General features: G+C 46.0%; 15 protein-coding genes. 2 read left to right on the top strand and 13 right to left on the bottom strand.

Annotated elements, in window-relative coordinates; all coding sequences use genetic code 11:
- Positions 1-75 precede the first annotated feature (75 nt).
- Positions 76-663 carry an rRNA maturation RNase YbeY gene (ybeY, locus tag ACR64G_RS03470; RefSeq protein WP_435980137.1) on the top strand — a complete coding sequence of 196 codons (588 nt, stop codon included), beginning with the start codon at positions 76-78 and terminating at the stop codon, positions 661-663.
- A 17-nt stretch (positions 664-680) separates the two neighbouring features.
- Here ybeY and ACR64G_RS03465 read toward each other — a convergent pair whose 3' ends face one another.
- Together ACR64G_RS03465 and ACR64G_RS03460 are read right to left on the bottom strand one after the other, a co-directional pair.
- Positions 681-1,556, bottom strand: coding sequence for a mechanosensitive ion channel family protein (locus ACR64G_RS03465; protein ID WP_435980136.1), 876 nt, complete (start codon positions 1,554-1,556; stop codon positions 681-683).
- A gap of 88 nt (positions 1,557-1,644) precedes the next feature.
- Positions 1,645-2,532, bottom strand: a complete 888-nt coding sequence (locus ACR64G_RS03460; protein ID WP_435980135.1) for an energy transducer TonB — start codon at positions 2,530-2,532, stop codon at positions 1,645-1,647.
- Positions 2,533-2,817: 285 nt separating this feature from the next.
- Here ACR64G_RS03460 and ACR64G_RS03455 point away from each other — a divergent pair, with 285 nt between their 5' ends.
- A complete protein-coding gene (locus ACR64G_RS03455) occupies positions 2,818-3,630 on the top strand; it encodes a hypothetical protein (protein WP_435980134.1) in 813 nt (270 codons plus the stop codon).
- Between the two features lie 87 nt (positions 3,631-3,717).
- On the opposite strand, the gene ACR64G_RS03450 is transcribed toward ACR64G_RS03455, so the two are convergent.
- From ACR64G_RS03450 to nuoE, 11 genes are all read right to left on the bottom strand, one after another.
- Complete coding sequence (locus tag ACR64G_RS03450; protein WP_435980133.1) at positions 3,718-4,539, bottom strand: ferredoxin--NADP reductase; 822 nt, start codon at positions 4,537-4,539, stop codon at positions 3,718-3,720.
- A 161-nt stretch (positions 4,540-4,700) separates the two neighbouring features.
- Positions 4,701-6,179: an NADH-quinone oxidoreductase subunit NuoN gene (gene nuoN / locus ACR64G_RS03445; RefSeq protein WP_435980132.1), complete on the bottom strand. Its 1,479-nt coding sequence runs from the start codon at positions 6,177-6,179 to the stop codon at positions 4,701-4,703.
- Positions 6,180-6,182: 3 nt separating this feature from the next.
- Positions 6,183-7,808 (bottom strand): NADH-quinone oxidoreductase subunit M, encoded by a 1,626-nt coding sequence (nuoM, locus tag ACR64G_RS03440; RefSeq protein ID WP_435980131.1) that lies wholly within the window; start codon positions 7,806-7,808, stop codon positions 6,183-6,185.
- Between the two features lies 1 nt (position 7,809).
- On the bottom strand, positions 7,810-9,684 hold the full coding sequence (nuoL, locus tag ACR64G_RS03435; protein WP_435980130.1) for an NADH-quinone oxidoreductase subunit L: 1,875 nt from the start codon (positions 9,682-9,684) through the stop codon (positions 7,810-7,812).
- A gap of 4 nt (positions 9,685-9,688) precedes the next feature.
- Positions 9,689-9,997 (bottom strand): NADH-quinone oxidoreductase subunit NuoK, encoded by a 309-nt coding sequence (gene nuoK / locus ACR64G_RS03430; RefSeq protein ID WP_317200318.1) that lies wholly within the window; start codon positions 9,995-9,997, stop codon positions 9,689-9,691.
- A 98-nt stretch (positions 9,998-10,095) separates the two neighbouring features.
- Positions 10,096-10,857, bottom strand: coding sequence for an NADH-quinone oxidoreductase subunit J (gene nuoJ, locus ACR64G_RS03425; RefSeq protein WP_435980129.1), 762 nt, complete (start codon positions 10,855-10,857; stop codon positions 10,096-10,098).
- Complete coding sequence (gene nuoI, locus ACR64G_RS03420) at positions 10,854-11,390, bottom strand: NADH-quinone oxidoreductase subunit NuoI (protein ID WP_435980629.1); 537 nt, start codon at positions 11,388-11,390, stop codon at positions 10,854-10,856. The genes nuoJ and nuoI overlap by 4 nt, the downstream gene beginning before the upstream one ends.
- Positions 11,391-11,430: 40 nt before the next feature.
- Complete coding sequence (nuoH, locus tag ACR64G_RS03415; RefSeq protein ID WP_435980628.1) at positions 11,431-12,417, bottom strand: NADH-quinone oxidoreductase subunit NuoH; 987 nt, start codon at positions 12,415-12,417, stop codon at positions 11,431-11,433.
- 49 nt (positions 12,418-12,466) lie between these two features.
- Positions 12,467-15,532 carry an NADH-quinone oxidoreductase subunit NuoG gene (gene nuoG / locus ACR64G_RS03410; RefSeq protein WP_435980128.1) on the bottom strand — a complete coding sequence of 1,022 codons (3,066 nt, stop codon included), beginning with the start codon at positions 15,530-15,532 and terminating at the stop codon, positions 12,467-12,469.
- 10 nt (positions 15,533-15,542) lie between these two features.
- Positions 15,543-16,967 carry an NADH-quinone oxidoreductase subunit NuoF gene (nuoF, locus tag ACR64G_RS03405; protein WP_435980127.1) on the bottom strand — a complete coding sequence of 475 codons (1,425 nt, stop codon included), beginning with the start codon at positions 16,965-16,967 and terminating at the stop codon, positions 15,543-15,545.
- Entirely contained in the window at positions 16,964-17,473 is a 510-nt protein-coding gene (gene nuoE, locus ACR64G_RS03400; RefSeq protein ID WP_435980126.1) for an NADH-quinone oxidoreductase subunit NuoE, read from the bottom strand. The genes nuoF and nuoE overlap by 4 nt, the downstream gene beginning before the upstream one ends.
- Positions 17,474-17,582: the final 109 nt, after the last annotated feature.

Raw genomic sequence — 17,582 nt, 5'->3', positions numbered from 1 at the left:
ATAATAATTTTGATTTAAAACCGGACTACATGTTCGGTTTTTTTGCATAACTTTTTGCATAACAGGGATACTGTAATGAGCAAAGATAATAGAGATGACAAAAGTAGCGCCGACTCATACAGCGCCGATTTAGATATTAGTGCTATTGAGACTATAGATGCTGACACCGTAGAGACATTTTATAATTATAAAAACTTAACAAGTGTCATGGTAGCAACGCTTGATTATATAGATAAGCGCATGACGGATGATTTAGTGCTACCCTACCTTGCAGATATCAGTGAGGCGCTTTGGCAAAGCAAAGCTAAGTCACTAGATATTTATATTACCGATGAGCCTGAAGGACGCGCGCTCAATAGGGAGGCGCGAAATAAGGATTATGCGACTAATATTTTGTCTTATCCAAGTGATTTACCTGCCAGTATCATAGAGTTGATGCCGACGTTGCCTTTGGGTGAGCTAATCATCTGTCACAAGGTAGTCGCGTGCGAAGCTGCCGAGCAAAACAAAAGCCTAGCGCAGCATATCAGCCATTTAATAGTACATGGCATCTTGCATCTGCTAGGCTTCGATCATGAAATCGGTCAAGTTGAACAAGACGAGATGGAGCGCTTTGAGATTGAGATACTGGCAGGATTAGAGATATCTAACCCTTATCTTTGATAGTTGACTCAATCGCTTTAGTCCTTATCCATCGGTATTTTCTGTGATTGATCCATATTAGTCATCATCTGATCCAAGCCTTTGATATGAACGCTCCGCTGCGGGAAAGGAATGTCGATTTTCTCACTGTCGAACACCTCTTTAAATTGCTCGAGCAAAGCGCATTGCATCGACCACCAATCAGCATTAGTGGTCCAAACATTTAGAGTTAAATCAACTGAGTTATCCCCCAAATTGGTGACTCGAACGATAGGCTCGGGATCATCAAAAGCAACAGGGTTCTCTTTAGCCAATTTTAGTATTAGATCTTTAGCTCTTTTGATATCAGCGTCGTAACCGACACCTATAGTGATATCGACGCGGCGATTGGGCAGCGCAGTATAGTTGACGACCGCTGAGGTGGTAATATCACCATTAGGGATAATGACGTCATGATTGTTGATTGTGGTTAGATGAGTGTTGACCAAAGTAATTTCAGTGACCGTTCCAGTGTAGCTGCTAATTTGCACATAATCGCCTTTTACAAAAGGGCGAAAGGTCACAATTATAATACCCGCAGCAAAGTTTGATAGCTGATCTTTAAGCGATAAACCAATCGCTACTGCCGCGCCGCCCAAGATGGCGACAACAGAAGTAGTATGTACCCCGATCTCATTAAGCGCTGCCAATATGACGATGACCAATAAAATACCATAGAGCAAACGACTCAAAAAATTGGCCGCAGTGGCTTCTAAGTGGCTGCGCACCATCATACGATTGATAAAAGTCACCAGCTTTTTGGCAATCCAGCGTCCTATGACAAATATCAAAAGCGCTAAAGCAATCTTGGCAAGTACGGTTAGCGTATTGTGGGTCAATGCTGCGATATCGAAAGTAAATCCTAAAAATTCCATATTAACTCTTTAACATTTAATAATTTTGAAGGTTAGCAGTCTCAAGCTTTAATTATTCATCTGCAAGACCACTTAGTAAGTAACATCTTTAATAAATGACTTCGACAGTATCGCTGTATCGATAAGTACGAATCAGACGTAGCTCAAAAATATCGCTCATATCTTTAGTGAATTTGCCAAAGGGCGCGGCTTTACGTACCGATTGTTTAGCCCCTTCATCTAATATCGTCGATCCTGAACTCTCAAGCAGGCTAATGGCCTTGATCGTACCGTCGTTATTTAAGATAACCATCAACCGCACCTCACCAGTGATACCTTGCGTACGCGCCTGCGCTGGATAATTCAGGTTGCCAACGCGCTCTACGTACTCACGAAAAGTATTGAGATAATCAGCTGCCGCGCCTTTGGTCGTCGAATTGCTATCTAACGTGACAGCTTTTGATTGGGTGGCATAGACCTGTTGGCGCTGCGATAGCTGCGTCTCCAAAGTTGCAATCTGTTTGCGCAAACGCGCCTCTTGTACAATTACATTATCTTGTGCCTGTTTGCTGTCGTTGTCAGACTCAATGCTCGCTTGACGCCAGCTCAGCGTCGTACGCAGGTAGCTCTCTTGATGCCGCTGTTGCCGCACTTGTCTCTGTAAGGTAACGATATCTTGGGTTTGGCTGATCTGTAGTGCTGGCATAGAGCTGATATGAGCGCTCTCTTGTCTAACCCTCTCAGCGACCGTACCGCTGCCCTCTTGTGAGCCATTAGCGATAAAGTTTGCCTCTTTATTGGGCGTCATATTATCCGTCAACACTTGAGCCACATCTTGCATGACGGCCGCAGGTTCTTGCCCTGCTGAAAAGCCAATACCGAAGATAACCATAGCGTGCACAGTAATAGCTATAAAAATAGCGACCGGCAAGCTGATATTTTTTTTGAGCGCTTTCGCTGAAAAATGATGATGATATGAGTCTTGAATAGGAGTCACAAGGAATCTCAGCTTTAACCACTAAAATGATCTGGACACTATCATAACATGAGGCGCGATTAAACGGCTATACCCTCAAATCATGGCAACTATGCGCTGTTGTGTTTGTACTATTTTATTGAGGTGATTTGCTACAATGTCGGCCTATCGGTTTTGTAGTACCGCTCAATGCTATATACTATTTTTAGTCATGAGCACATGCTATAAAGTATAGTGTGTTTTTACTCTTGTACGATTCACCACCTTTCATCAGATATATTATAATTATGCACAAGGATAATCAGTTTGAGTAACTTTGATCGTTCAGACAAATTTGATCATTTCTTTGAAAACATGGGTGATCGCTTCAGCGATTCATTTAGTGATGGCTGGAGCAATGTCTCGCAAGCGATCAAAAATCTATATAACAAGACGACTAACAAGATTGAAGATGAGCTATCAATACCAGTAGCTGAGCAATATGTTAACGATGCGCTGCAAAAGTTCGTCACTGACAATGTAGGTGCTATCTTAGAGATACGCGTCGAGCTTCATGAGGATTGGTTCCGTCTGTTTTGTACTATCAATGCTGCTGGGATTTATGCCGAAGTGGCGAGTAATTTTAGCTTAGTCCATGTGCAACTTGACCGTAATGTTCAACGTTTTGTCTTTGGTCAATTAACCAACACTGACGTGCTCAATCTGCGCTGTGAATCCTTTATTAAACGTCAAGGCGTCAAACTCGTTGTTTGGTTTTATCATAGTATCCTCAAAAAAGATCCTTTGGGATTTATTCTATCTTATATCAATATCGCACGCGCCAAAGACGAGATTATCTATCTCGATATCAATCGCTGGCTCAAAAAGAATCAAAAAATCATGAGCACCCTACGCAAGGTGCAAGTGAACTATGGCACAGTTGAAGAGCAGCAAATGGTACTAAAGACTCAAGTTAACTATCGTGACTTGCTCGGTGGTAGTAGTGGTGAGGACATTATCAATGACGATGATAAGAACAATGATTTAGACGATAGCTATTACGGTACGGGCGGTGAGCCTGAGCTGATGAAAGGTCCGATCCATCCTGTAGAGGATGCGACTGAACCTAGCAAGGTATAAGTTGTTTTATCTCAACAATAAAAGACGGATTAGCAATTGGCTAGTCCGTCTTTTTTGTTTTTACTACGCTAATCTTTTGACCACTAATTACCAATAATTTTCGACAGCTATATTGCCCTCACCGCGGCGATTCATGACTAAACCTAGAGCCTTTAGAGTCTCTTTGGTATCCTCCACCATATCAGGATTACCGCACAGCATAATATGAGTACTATCGATATCGAGTGCTAGGCCAGCACGTTCCTGTAAGGTGCCATCTGTGAGTAGCTTAGGTAATCGATCGCTTAATGCACCCTCAATCGTTTCGCGAGTGACAATAGGAATAAAGGTGAACGTCGCAGGATTATCAACTAGTGAGCCAAAATCCTCTTGCAAGCGCTCAATCTGCTCAACATAGGCGAGCTCATCAAGACTTCGCGCACTATAGGCCAAGATAATCTGCTCATAATCCTGCCACGTCTGCAAGTCCTGTAGCATTGACAAAAACGGCGCAAGGCCTGTACCTGTCGCTAGTAACCATAGATCTTTTGGTTCTGGCTTTTGGTAGCGAGCCAAGGTCAAAAACCCAAACGACGTCATATTAAGTAGTAACTCATCGCCCACTTCTAGATACTGAAGCTGAGATGTAAATGCACCATCAGCGATGACAATAGAAAAAAACTCTAGCACCTCATCAAAGGGTGACGACACGATGGAGTAAGCACGAAAGATATCTTCATCAGGCGCATTGACGTCAGTTTGGTTATTAAAGTGCTGGTAATACTTTAACTGGCTAGGATTGACACCCAAGCGTACAAATTGTCCTGCGGTAAATTTAAAGCTATCAGGACGGCTAACGGTAAAGCTAAATAAATTAGGCGTCCAAGTGGTTTTACTTAGTACTTTGACAGTTTGAATGTTGTCGCTCATAGCAGTAACCTCTTATAGATCTTATTATCAAGATTTTGATGGCTAATAGTAAAAAGCTAATAGCAAAAAAGTGCGCTAAGCTTAACATAAACTTAGCGCACCTTGGTTTTGTCAGTGTTGTTATCAGTAATAGACCCTATTCATCTTTACTATTTTAGCTTTTACCAGACACGTGCGATACTTGCCCATTCAATCATACTATTCGGTAAAATCCCGAAGAAGAGAATAGCCAAAGTCACGCCAATGACCATAATACCGCCAGTACGCAGGCCCCATTGTCCAGACACATCGAACTCTACATAAGCCTTTGGACGTTTAAATAGCGTTAGCATGACGCGCAGGTAATAGAACAGACCAATAGAGCTACCCAAGATGATCATCGCCGCCAAGAACCAATTGGTACCTTGTACCGCAGCGAGTACTGCAAATAGCTTGGTAATAAAGCCTGCCGTCAGCGGAATACCGGCAAGCGATAACATCATAATCGTCATGACGGCAGTCAGTACGGGACGACGCCAAAACAGACCTTGGTAATGTACCAACTCATCTGCCTCTCCTGAGAGTCTGTAAGGACTTGACATCAAGGTCACAACGCCAAACGCACCGATGGATGTAAAAGCGTACACTGCCATATACATACTAGAGATACTATCAGCACCCGCGCCAAGACTTACGATAACGATCAGCACATAACCCATATGAGCGATGGAGGAATACCCAAGCAGGCGCTTAAGGTTAGTCTGACGTACCGCTAGCAGGTTACCCACCAAGATAGACAACGTGGCCATAACCATCAATAGCATCTGTACAGACGGTAGAGCAAGCAGTGAGGTATCAATCAAGAATCTGACCGCAAGCGCCATCATCGCCACTTTCGAGACTGAAGCTAGATAAGTCGCAATAGGTGCAGGAGCGCCTTCATAGACATCAGGCGTCCAAGCATGAAAAGGAGCTGCTGATAGTTTAAAGGCGATACCGAACATCATCATAGCCACGCCAAGTATCAATAGCGGCGACTCAAAGGAATCTGCAAGCATAATACTAATAGACTTGAACCCTAATGAGCCGACCTGCGCGTAAATAAACGCCATACCCATGAGCAAAGTCGCTGAAGCCGCCGCCGATAACACGAGATACTTAAGCCCTGACTCAAGGGACTTCTCACGTAAGAACGTATAAGCGAGCAAGCCATAGAGTGGCACTGAGAGCAGCTCTAAGCTCATAAAGAACGCCGCTAGATGCTGCGCGCACACCATCAGTAGCGCACCGACAGTAGAAATCAAGATGAGCATATACAGCTCTTCTTTATTATCCTTTAAATTTGCCAGATAAGCATAAGACAACGTACAGCAAGCCAGCGCGCAGACGAGAATAATCATCATGTTGAACTGTGCAAAGTTATCCACTACAAACAGCTGTTCGGCAGTAGGTAATAGAGACTCGCGTTCAATTATGCCTAGCATTTGACCGATTAAGGTAAATAGTGCGATATTTAATCCAGCAACAGTGATCGTGCCTGTAATCGTATGCGAGCGCTTGATAGTAATCGCTATCATTACTAGCAGCACCGTTATCACGACGATAATAATAGGCGCATAAGGCATCAGCCCCATCAAATCATTCATCATAAAATCATTCATGAATTAACGTGCCTCCATTGCATCAAGTGGTTGCAACACATTTGCTTGTGACACTTCACTGTAAATGTAAGCGTTATTGATCCATTGCATAGAGTGACTTGAAGTATCCAATATGGGTTGCGGATACAATCCAAGCCAAACCAGCCCGACTGCTAATACGAGCAGCAATGATATCTCGCGGCGACCCAAGTCTCTCAACGGACGCTCAGGCAAACCGTGTGAGCGCGTATGATGCAAGGCAACCTCTTTAGTTTTATTGTCACCAAATAAAGCACGGTAAATCAATATAAGCGAGTATAGTCCTGCCAATACCAAGCTAAACGTTGCCAGTACAACGAACACTGGATACTGAGCAAAAGCACCAAACAAGATCATAAACTCGCCGATAAAGTTACCTGTACCAGGAATACCCAGTAGCGCGGCACAAAAGAACATTAAGGTAGGGGCATAATAACGGAACTGTCCCCACATGCCACCCATAACGGTCAAATCGCGCGTGTGCAAACGCTCGTATAGCTGCCCTGCCATAATAAACAGAGCCGCTGAACTTAAACCATGCGCGAGCATTTGAATCATTAGCCCTTGTAAGCTGAGTAGCGTCCCTGCATAAATCGCTAATACGACAAAACCCATATGCGAGATACTGGTATAAGCCAATAGGCGCTTCATATCGGTTTGCATAAAGGCAAGCCACGCGCCATAAAAGATACCGATCGTACCCAAAGTCATGGCTATCGGTGCAAACTCTTGTGAAGCGTTAGGAAACAACGGCAAGACAAAGCGAATCAAACCATAAGCGGCGGTCTTAATCAGTACCCCAGCCAAATCCACCGAACCTGCGGTTGGTGCTTGTGCGTGTGCATCAGGCAGCCAACCATGAAAAGGTAGAATAGGCAGCTTGACCGCAAAGCCAATAAAGAAGCACAGCATGATCGGATATTCCCAGCCACCAAGGCTAGTACCGAGCAGATCATTGTAGTTAAAGCTGACTACGCCGCTTTGAGAATAACTGATAATCACCAGCACCAAGATACCAACGAGCATAATAAGCCCAGAGGCTTGGGTATAAATGAAAAACTTGGTCGCTGCATATTCTTTGGTTTTACCTACAACGTCATGACCCCAAATAGCGATCAAGAAATAGATAGGTACAAGCATCATCTCCCAAAAGAAGAAGAACAAAAATAGATCAATCGCTAAGAATACCCCAATGACCCCACCCAAACTCCAAAGTAAGTTGAGATGGAAGAACCCGACGCGGCGCTGAATCTCGTTCCAAGAACAAGCGACTGCGGCAACCCCTAAAAGTCCTGTCAGCGCAATCATCAGTAGCGACATGCCATCCATCGCCAAATGGAAACTAATACCGAAGCTCGGTATCCAAGGCACACTGAACTCAGCCATCCAAGGCACCGCAGACTGCGGCGCGATGACCTGTTTACTCATACCGCTAAAGTCGCCATATTGCCATAGCACGAGCGACAATAAAAAGGTCAGCGTCATACCTATTAGAGCAATCCAGCGCGGTAAACGCTTATTAAAACGCTCAACCAGCCAGCACAGCAAACCTGCTATAAAGGGTATTGCAATCAGCGCCGGTAGCATCCACGTTTGTTGTAACTCAATCATCTTATACCACCGTTATCATGACCAGTACGAGTAATACAGCAACGCCCAAGCCAAAGCTTGCGGCATAACCTCGAAGTGACCCTGTTTGTGTCACAGACAACATCCTATTACCAGCTGATGCCAGCATCGGTAATACATTCCACGTTTTATCAATAGGATCAGCTTTGAATAAGCGGCCGATGAATAAAAAAGGTTTTACAAAAACTATATCGTATAGCGCATCAAATCCCATACCGTGGTAGCACCAGTAATATAGCGCACCGCCGATACTCGAGCGCTTAAAACGCGTCAGCATGCGGCCTTTGTCAACGACGTACAGCAATGCAGCTATCACGAGTCCTGCGCCCATAGCGCCCATAGCGATATACTCTGCGGTGTGCTTGGCTTCTGCATGACCAGCCACTTCTAATAGATGACCAACGCTTTCAGGTAATACGCCTTGTAATGGCGGTACAATCATAGCGCCGACTGCGGTCGATAACACCAGTAGCACCGTAAGCGGCAACCAATAAGAGACGCCCGTTAACTTATGAGCGTGAGTCTTCTCTTCACCAAAGAAGATGATCCAAATCATACGGAAGGTATAAATAGCGGTCAAGAAAGCACCGAACACACCCATATAAAACAGTACCTGATGTCCGGTTGCATAGGACTCCCAAAGGATCGCTTCTTTAGAGTAAAAGCCTACGGTTATCCAAGGAATAGCTGCTAGAGCGCCGCCACCGATGATATAACACCAAAATACTAAAGGAATCTTACGACGCAAACCGCCCATCTTAAAGATATCTTGCTCATGATGAACGGCTAATATGACCGCACCTGACGACAAGAACAACAAGGCTTTAAAAAAGGCATGCGTCATCAAGTGGAAGATAGCCCCTTGCCAAGCGCCAACGCCTAATGCCAAGAACATATAACCGATTTGACTCATCGTTGAGTAGGCTAATATACGCTTGATGTCGGTTTGTACTAACGCACAGAATCCTGCGACCATCAACGTCAATGCGCCTACTGCCCCAACCCAGTACAATAAGATACCTGGCGTGAGAACAAATAATGGATGCAAACGGGCAATAAGATATACCCCAGCGGTAACCATCGTCGCCGCGTGAATCAGTGCCGATACAGGTGTTGGACCTGCCATCGCATCAGCGAGCCACGTATGTAGTGGAATCTGCGCAGATTTACCCATAGCGCCGCCAACGATCATCATCGTGGTCAAAATCATTACCGGATCATTGATGCTAAACATCTCAGGTGCGCGAGTGATAATCTCTTGAATATTCAAGGTTCCAAACTCGCGGAACAACAAGAATAAACCAAAGGCCAAGAACACATCACCCACGCGGGTAACGGTAAAGGCTTTTATCGCAGCGCGGCCATTAGCACGGTGCTCGTAATAAAAACCAATCAGCAAATAAGAGCAGATACCTACGCCTTCCCAGCCTAGATATAGCAGCAATAGATCATCTGCTAGTACTAGCAGTAGCATACTGGCGACAAACAAATTCATATAACTAAAAAATCGTGCAAAGCCTTTATCACCTTTCATGTACCAAGCAGCAAATAGGTGGATCAAAAAGCCAATGCCAGTAATGACCCCAGTCATGGTTAAAGCAAGGCCATCGAAGCTAAGACCAAAGCTCGGTGCAAAATCACCGACTTGCATCCAAGTCCAAAGCGGTACTTCTATGACCGTGCCCGCAGGATAAGTGGTCAAAAAGGTGTAGCTAACGACCAAAGTACAAAGCGCTGATAGCCCCATACTGCCCACACCGACAAAGCTGGCGGCTTGCTCTGTGAGCTTGTCACGCATAAAGGCTAAAATTAAAAAGCCAATGAGCGGGAGTATGAAGGTTAATGGTAATAAACTCATGACATTATCCTCTCATCTCATTGGCGCTATCGACATCGAGATGCCCACGCTTATGATAAAACTGTAATAGTATAGCCAGACCGATTGAGGCTTCAGCAGCTGCTAAAGTCAGAATAAAGATGAACATAATCTGTCCATCTGGATCGACCCAGCGGCTGCCTGCAACGATAAACGCTAGCGCTGCGGCGTTCATCATAATCTCAAGGCTCATGAGCATAAATAAGAAATTGCGCCGTACCATAACGCCGCATAGACCAATGGCAAATAAGATACCTGCCAAGATAAGTCCATGGCTCATGGGTATGATACCCAGTACGTTTTGTACTTCAAGAGCAGGCATTGCTATCTGCGCTACCTCATGGGCGAACGGCATAGTTGATACATCCTGGGCTACGCTTACTGCTTGTACCATCAGTCTGACTCCTTGCGCGTAGCTTTTGTGCCTATTTGCTTGCCCACATAGTTGTGTGGATCAACGTCTTTATACTCGTAAGGCTCAGCTGAATTAAGCGTATTCCCGTCACTATCACCGCTACGATCGGAATGATTAGCTTCTCTATTGTCGATGCTGCGCTCCGTGTTACGAGCGACATTATTAAGCGTTAAGCGTTTACTGGGGTCACGAACAGTATCATCGATCGCTATCTCATCATTCAATGTCGGCTTGCCTAAATGGTAAGCGGCAACCAAAGCTCCAAGTAGTAATAATGCGGCTACTTCAACGAGCATAATATACTTACTAAATAAGGCCAAACCAACTGCTTTGGCGGGTACAGTAATTCCGCCGATAACCGCCGCCTCGTCGTGATTGATACCGATAAACGCGTAGAGCACAACAGCGATAATAAATGTTAACCCTGTCGGGATAGCCCACGTTCTAGCATCCAGCCAGCGCTCTTCTCGTGCCTCGCTTGCCATGCCTAAATTGAGCATCATAATGACAAAGACGAATAGCACTAAGATGGCACCCGCATAAACGATAATCTCAAGCGCCCCTGCAAATGGCGCACCTAGTATAAACATGATACCTGCAACTGCCAATAGTGAGACGATCATTGATAATATCGCGTGGACTGGATTGGCATGAATGACAACGCGTAAGCTTGCAAAGATAGCCACTGCCGCCAGCGCATAGAACCCTGCTAAGTCAGGATTATTCAAAATAGTCATCATGGCAGCAAGCTCCTCAGATCAATAGGCGCCGCTTCGTTTTGCGCAGAACCTTTAGGCTTGTCTGCGACCGCCATACCGGTAACGCGGTAATAGTTATAATCAGGATACTTGCCAGGGCCTGAGATAAGCAGATGCTCTTTTTCATATACCAAATCCTGACGATTGTATTCACCAATCTCAAAATCAGGGGTCATCTGAATAGCCGTGGTCGGACAAGCTTCTTCACACATTCCGCAAAATATGCAACGCGAGAAGTTAATGCGAAAAAACTCAGGATACCAGCGCCCGTCATCACGCTCCGCTTTTTGTAGCGAGATACAGCCGACAGGGCAAGCCACCGCACATAGATTACAAGCCACACAGCGCTCATCCCCATCTGGATCACGGGTCAGAACAATACGCCCACGAAAACGCGGCGGTACAGGTACGGCCTGTTCAGGATAGAGTATGGTATCGCGCGGCCTTATCGCATGGCTATTGACCATCCACATACTACGAACGATAGTAAACATACCGACGAGCGTCTTTTTTATAGCGGTAATCATTGTCTTATTATCCTTGTTGGCATAAGCCCTATCTCATTAGCAAAATGACAGCGGCGGTAACCAGCAGATTAATTAAGGTGACAGGTAAGCAAACTTTCCAGCCAAAGTTCATCACCTGATCATACCGTGGACGCATAAGCGAGCCACGTGCCAAGATGAACATTGTCATAAAGAATAGCGTTTTTATCATGAACCAAAATGCAGGCGGCACAAAGGGAATATCTAAGTTAAAAGGCGCAAGCCAGCCCCCAAAGAACAGACAAGTCATCAGGGCAGAGATGAGCACGACGTTGACATATTCTCCGATGAAGAACATACCAAATTTCATGCCAGAATATTCGACATGATAACCCTCAGCAAGCTCTTGTTCCGCTTCTGGTTGATCAAAGGGATGTCTATGAGTGACCGCAACACCTGCGACTACAAAGGTCAAAAACCCTAAGAACTGCGGGATAATGTACCAGCCATCTATTTGTGATTCAACGATCTCACGCAAATTAAAAGAGCCCGTCAACGCGACTACGCCCATAAGTGATAGGCCTAAAAAAACCTCATAGCTGATCGTTTGCGCCGCCGAGCGCAGACCACCAAGTAGCGAAAATTTATTTGCTGACGCCCAGCCGCCGAACATCACTGCATAAACGGCAATACCTGCCATAGCAAAAAAGAATAATATCCCAATGTCCCAGTCTGCAACGCCTAGTGTGGGCGAGATAGGAATAATGGCAAACGATGCCAATGCGGTAAACATCGCCACCGCAGGTGCTAAGGTGAACATGAACTTGTCAGTGAAGTTTGGCGTCCAATCCTCTTTAAAGAAGATTTTGAGCATATCTGCTACAAGCTGCAACGAGCCAAAAGGTCCCACACGGTTAGGACCATAACGATCTTGCCATAATGCAAGCATGCGGCGCTCATAGATAATCATCATGGCGGCAACCATGACGACGACCAAAAATATAACAATCGATTGCACGACCAAAAACAAAATAGACCAGGCATCAAAGGTCATCATATTTGCCAAAAAAGCAGGCACATCAGGGATAATACGAGTCACTTGCATCCTACGCCCCTTGATCGCTAGTTGGTGCTATTAGCGCCTCATCTAAATTGTTCATATCATCCGCCATATCACCTGTGATACCCACGGGCATATCGACCCTGCGTACTGACGCAGGTAGCGTCGGATGAATGATATCTACTTGTCCTACTGGGTAGCCGATACAGCCCTCAGCTAGATATTGTACCAGTTGCACAGGCAGAGTCATTTGCTGATTGCTAATCTCTATAGCCAAGTAGTCTCCAGCGAGCAAACCCCAAGCCTTGGCATCATCCATACCAACGCGCCAACTGGCGACCGGTAGTTGCTCAGTCACGATTGGACTACGCGAGGCCATCATAGAGCTGGCATAGATATTATAAATAGGTACCAATTTGGCTTTACCTTCATTCATATCTGTTACCGCGCGAGATCCTGCCTCTGGTGCCACATATTGACGGCTCGGCAAGCGCTCAAGACTATCGAACAAGCGCACCCCTGGATCACCGCCTTTAAGGTGACCGCCAACTTTGTCTTGATACTTATTCCAAGCTTGCGGCGAGTTCCAACCAGCAGCACTTGCAAAAGGAATCATCGAACCTGGCGTTTTGTCACCGCTATACCCTTCCATCGAAAAGGTCAGACCAGTATCAAGATCTTTTGGCTGCATAGGCTCGTGTACTGATATCGGCGCGCGCATTGCGGTACGACCAGAGTAACGGCGCGGTTCACGAGCGATTTTAAGTCCTGTAATACGGTAGTCCGCATCGGGCGCAGCACCCTTAATACGAGCAAGTTTAGGATGCGTTGTAATCAAAGCATTGATGACATCATCAAGTTGTGTCCAGTCGACGTCTTTGCCTTCAACACTAGTATGTATCGCATGGAGCCAACGCCACCCTTCTTTAATACTGCTTAGGGGATGATAGTAGTTGTTGTCGTAGACCTGAAAGAAGCGCTGAGCACGACCCTCGCTTGATACGAGCGTGCCATCCGCTTCAGCGAAGCTTGCAGCTGGTAATACAATATCGACGTCTTTATGCCATTCAAGCAGCTGATGATCAAGCGCGATAACCGTTTTGTCGCTAAGCAGTTGCGTAAGCTTGTTGGCATCGATGGCATCGGTCAGCTGATTTTCAGCGACGATGACAACATCAAAATCTGTAGCGAGCAATTCTTCGACTGAGTGACCGCCAAGCATGCACACGCCCATGCTATTGGCGTCAGATACGGTCAGATAGATACCTGCTTGCCCGTAGTACTTTTTATTGACTTCTTTAAGCTCAAGGGTATCAGCAGGCTCACGCTCGATATCGTCTTGCGCGTCTTTATTGGTACCCGTTTCTGGTTTGGCAGGTTTAGCCTCTAACTCTTTGTCTTCTTTTGGCTGATCGCTAGCAGACTGCGCTTGTACTTCTTTTATCGTTGCGTTATGTGTCTCAACTTGCTGCTGTTCGGTGGCCTTGATAGCTTGGCGTTTTTGCGTGAGCGCTTGAGTAATCTGCGCCGCCGCCTCTATCAAAGCAATAGATGACAAGCTGCTGCCCGATATAATCAGTGGTCTGTCCGCTTGAATCAAATCATAAGCGATTTGCTCAGCGAGTGCTTGCATAGGATCAGTAGCAGTATCACTACTCTGTTCAGACGCTTGTGGATCTTTTATTTGTCCTAGATCATCAGCAAAGCTGGCAATCTTGTCAGCGACTTTGAAGCCAAGGCTGGTGATATCTTCAGGCGTTGCGACCACGCTCACTTTACTAATGTCGTCGAGCTTGGTCTGGGTGACATCAATGACGTAGACAGGGCTTAAGGCGTCCTGAGCAATGCGTTTGACAGGTTCAGCAAGCCAAGACTGAGTCTTGAGCGCCGCCGCCATTTTTAGTCCTTCGTTCTTTGCTGCTTGGCGGACTGATAATGCGACTCGAGATGACGTTTGAGTGATGTCTTCACCCAAGATCAGCACCGTATCGTGACTTTCGATCTCATTCATACTTGGGTTATAGATACCCTCAGTACTCAGCACTTCGATACATTTATGGACTATCGCTTGCTGCTGATGGTTCAAACCTGTTGAGAAGTTATCAAAACCAACGAGGTTTTTGAGTGCAAAGTTAGTCTCTAAGCTGGCTCTTGGTGATCCAATGCCGATAACTTTTTTGTCTTTGAGACGTTTGATGGTTTCGTCTAACGCATAGTCGATGTTGATTTTGACGTGTTTGTCATTAATACGTTCAAGCGCTTGGGTAGGACGATCCTCGCGGTTGACGTAGCCATACCCGAAGCGACCACGGTCACATAAGAAATAGCCGTTGACCTCGCCATTGTAGCGGTTCTCAATACGGCGCAATTCACCATAACGCTCACCAGGAGAGATGTTACATCCTGCCGAGCAGCCATGACAGATGCTAGGCGCGTATTGCATATCCCATTTGCGGTTGTAGCGCTCTGAGTGAGTTTTGTCCGTAAACACTCCTGTTGGGCAGACTTCTGTTAGATTGCCTGAGAACTCGCTTTCGAACTGACCGTCTTTGTCACGACCAAAATAAACGCGATTGTTTGAGCCATAAACGCCTAAATCTTCGCCGCCTGCGTAGTCTTTGTAGAATCTAACGCAGCGATAGCAAGCGATACAGCGATTCATCTCATGGCCGATAAAAGGCCCAAGCTCTTGATTATGATGGGTGCGTTTGGTAAAGCGATAGCGGCGCGTATTGTGACCTGACATATACGTCATGTCTTGCAGATGACAATGTCCACCCTCTTCACAAGTGGGGCAATCATGCGGATGATTGGTCATCAGCAGCTCAACCATTGACTTACGAAACGCTTTGGCCTCGTCATCGGTGACTGAGATATACATATCATTGTCTGGTGCGACCATACAGGACATCACTAGACGCCCTTTGCCCGCTTTCATGTCATCTTCACTTTGATACTGCTTGACGGCGCACTGACGGCATGAGCCTACTGAGCCGAGCGCAGGATGATAACAAAAATACGGCACATCAATACCAAGTGATAGACAGGCTTGTAGCAAGTTATCGCTGCTATCTACTTCGACAGTGATGCCGTCAATATGGATGACTGCCATGTCGCTCTCCTTATTTCACTACTGACTGAGGGTTGGCCGCGGCGTCTATGACGTCCACTCCAACCGCCTGCGTGATTTTTTGATCAAACTCAGGACGGAAATACTTGATAGCACTCATGAGTGGCTCCATCGCTCCTGGCGCGTGAGCACAAAAGGTTTTGCCAATCCATAAGTCGCGAGTCAACCCTTCTAGTTTTTCGACGTCGCCAATCTGTCCTTCACCGTCATTGATCGCGGTAAGCAACTTGACGCCCCAAGGTAGACCATCACGGCACGGAGTACAAAACCCACACGATTCGCGCTGAAAGAAAATCTCAAGGTTACGTAGTAGTGGCACCATGTCTTGTGACTCATCTACCACCATAATAAGACCGGTACCCATACGGCTACCGGCGTCTTGAATACTATCAAAATCAACGACAATATCTAAGTGATCAGCGGTCAAAAAGTCAGTGGATGCGCCGCCGGGCAACCATGCTTTTAGGGTTTTGCCCTCTATCATACCGCCTGCGAAGTCTTCGATAATCTCGCGCGCAGTATAGCCAAACGGTAGTTCCCATAGACCAGGATCATTCACCAAGCCTGAGCAGCCAAACAGCTTAGTGCCAGGCGTTTTGCTTTTGCCTTTAGCCTCTGATAGTGACTGATACCACTCTACGCCATGATCTAAGATAGCGGGCATATTACACAGAGTCTCAACATTGTTGACGACCGTTGGACGACCCCAAGCGCCAGAGATTTGTGGAAATGGCGGCTTGGTACGCGGGTTGGCACGGCGGCCTTCTAGGCAATTGATTAATGCCGTCTCTTCACCGCAAATGTAGCGACCTGCGCCCGTATGTACATGCAAATTAAAGCTAAAATCTGTTCCTAGAATGTTATCGCCCATCAAATTATTAGCGATACACTCATCAATAGCGGTGACCAAACGCTGAGCTGCCAAAATATACTCGCCGCGAATAAAGATATAACCGTCGGTGGCACCAATGGCGTGAGCGGTAATAAGCATGCCTTCGATGAGCTGAAACGGTAGGCGCTCCATTAACAAGCGATCTTTAAAGGTACCCGGCTCCATCTCATCAGCGTTGCAAATAAGATAGCGCGGCAAGCCATCAGGCGGCGACATAAAAGACCATTTAAGACCGGCGTTGAATCCTGCACCGCCGCGACCTCTGACATTAGCCGCCTTAATCATGTTCTCGACATCTTTGAACGGCTTATCTAATGCTTTTTTTAGACCGCTAAATCCTTGAAGCGACTCGTAAGTTGCTAGATCAATTACCGCGTCATGGTGCGCAAGACGCCATGTCAATGGCATAGTTTCGCTGGTGGCGGTTGCTTTGTCGCCATAGATTGGCACGCGCTGCTCGTTGAGCTGGCTTGGCGCTTTGCCTTGAGTGCGCTTAGCGATCTGCTCTGTTAAGGTAAGTCTCATGCGTATAGCTCCAATAGTTGCGCAACCTCAGTGGGCTGAATAGGGCCATAAGTGTCCTCGCCTATCAGTACCGCAGGACCTTTGTCGCAATTGCCCAAGCAGCAAATCGGTAGCAAAGTAAAACGGCCGTCAGGCGTTGTCTGCCCGTAGTCAATACCTAGATGCAAACGTAGCGCGGCCGATAATGCTTCGTATCCCGTCAAGTAACAAGCCACAGAATCACACAGTAAAATCACGTGACGACCAACAGGCTGACGATAAATACGATTAAAAAAGGTAGCGACGCCGTCCATGTCTGTGACGGGAATATCCAATAGATTGGCGATGGCATTTACTTGTGCGTCATCGACCCAGCCATTGCGCTTTTGTACTATTTTTAGAGCATCTAATGAGGCTGCGCGTGCATGCGGATAATGATGCATAAATTCATGAATAGCGTCAATCTCACTTGTGGTCAAAATACTGGCCACATCTACTTTTGGCATTTTGTCAGAAACAATTCTCATAATCTCTTATCAATCCTTACTCATCTTGCTTACTTTCAATAGTTAAGCGCTATTATCGCTAATCAATTGAAATAGAATCGCAATTTGGGGTGCCATTTGGCGATAAACT

This window comes from Psychrobacter sp. DM4 (genome assembly GCF_051307035.1).
In the GTDB taxonomy this organism is placed as follows: Bacteria; Pseudomonadota; Gammaproteobacteria; order Pseudomonadales; family Moraxellaceae; genus Psychrobacter.
This window is presented reverse-complemented; position numbering and strand designations above follow the sequence as displayed.